General features: G+C 70.2%; 1 protein-coding gene and 1 pseudogene. Both read right to left on the bottom strand.

Features of this window, described 5'->3' with window-relative positions; genetic code table 11:
* A pseudogene (locus HC022_RS26775) lies at positions 1 to 325 on the bottom strand (DNA-protecting protein DprA); the annotation flags it as partial.
* 221 nt (positions 326 to 546) lie between these two features.
* Positions 547 to 1,275, bottom strand: a 729-nt coding sequence (locus tag HC022_RS26780) for a metallopeptidase TldD-related protein (protein ID WP_254885287.1), incomplete at its 5' end; no start/stop codon positions are given.

Below are 1,275 nucleotides of genomic sequence, written 5' to 3' on the forward strand. Positions count from 1 at the left end.
GGTCGGACACGTCGGAGAGAAGCGGCGGATAGGCGGGCTCGCCACGGAAGACCAGCACGGCGCCATGGCCGCGTGCGGCCTTGACCTCGGCTAGGGCGACGCCTTCGGGGCAGACGTGGTAATTCTCGACCCCGGCGGCGGCGGCCACCTGCGGCAGCGCGTCGAGCGCCGCCAGCGCGGTGCCGTGTTCGGAAAGCAGTCGCCAGAAAGTCGCGGGACCGACGCGGCGGGAGCGCAAGAGACGGAGCCAGGCGAACCGGTCGTCTTCCGAGGTGGGTGGGAGTGGGGGGTGAGTGGAAGATGAGCTGTTGCTGTCCTCGGCCATCCTGAACCCCGTCTGCTTGCTGAGGAATCCTTAGCCCAGACGTCCTTAATGAGAGGTAAACCAAGACCCTCCCGGCGGACGGTTTTCTCGGGCCCTGCGACAATGGCCTGATAACGAAGGAAAGTTTCGCAGGGGCGACACCCGCCCATGGACAGGGAAGGCATGGCAGCCGGCCCGGGTGGGGCCGACAACCGCCGAATCCCCGGCGCCCGAGTCGCGGCTCAGGCGGCGGCGCCGCCCACGGTCAGCCCGCCGATCATCACCGTCGGCTGGCCCACGCCCACCGGCACCCACTGCCCCTGCTTGCCGCAGTTGCCCATCCCCGGGTCGAGCGCCATGTCGTTGCCGAGCGCGCGGATCTGCTGCAGCGCGGTGGCGCCGTCGCCGATCAGCGTCGCGCCCTTCACCGGCGCGCCGACCTTGCCGTCCTTGACCCGGTAGGCCTCGGTGCAGGAGAACACGAACTTGCCGTTGGTGATGTCGACCTGCCCGCCACCGAAGCCCACCGCCCAGATGCCGTCCCTGAGATCGGCGACGATGTCGGCGGGGTCGGTCTCGCCGCCCAGCATGTAGGTGTTGGTCATGCGCGGCATCGGCGCGTGGGCATAGCTCTCGCGACGGCCGTTGCCGGTCGGCTCCACGCCCATCAGGCGGGCATTCTGGCGGTCCTGCATGTAGCCCACGAGGATGCCGTCCTCGATCAGCACGTTCTTGCCCGAGGGCGTGCCCTCGTCGTCGACGGTGATCGAGCCGCGCCGGTCGGGGATGGTGCCGTCGTCCAGCACCGTGACCCCGGGCGCCGCGACGCGCTGGCCCATGAGCCCGGTAAAGGCCGACGAGCCCTTGCGGTTGAAGTCGCCCTCGAGCCCGTGGCCGATGGCCTCGTGCAGCAGGATCCCCGGCCAGCCCGGCCCGAGCACGATGTCCATGACGCCGGCGGGCGCGGGTTC

Origin of the sequence: Salipiger sp. HF18, from assembly GCF_011806505.1 — a bacterium.
In the GTDB taxonomy this organism is placed as follows: Bacteria; Pseudomonadota; Alphaproteobacteria; order Rhodobacterales; family Rhodobacteraceae; genus Salipiger; species Salipiger thiooxidans.